Genomic DNA, 284 nt, shown 5'->3' with positions numbered 1-284 from the left:
AAGCGAGCAGGTCTCCTGCACGATATCGGAAAAGCAATCGACCATGAAGTGGAAGGTTCTCACGTAGAAATTGGCGTGGAACTGGCTAAGAAGTACAATGAACATCATGTGGTTGTAAACAGCATTGCTTCTCATCACGGTGATACCGAACCAACATCCGTCATTGCCATGCTCGTGGGAGCTGCGGACGCTCTGTCTGCTGCACGCCCAGGTGCACGCCGTGAGACATTGGAAACTTATATCAGACGTTTGGAGAAACTGGAAGAAATCTCTGAGTCGTTCGA

Annotated in this window: 1 protein-coding gene; it reads left to right on the top strand. The window is 49.6% G+C overall.

Annotated features, from left to right (window positions below):
* Positions 1-284 (top strand): HDIG domain-containing metalloprotein (locus SB775_RS28845; protein ID WP_410864622.1); only part of this gene is annotated, 284 nt, incomplete at both ends.

The organism is Peribacillus sp. SIMBA_075, from assembly GCF_046534585.1.
The sequence above is the reverse complement of the archived record's forward strand: the minus strand, read 5'-3'. Positions and strand labels throughout refer to the sequence as shown.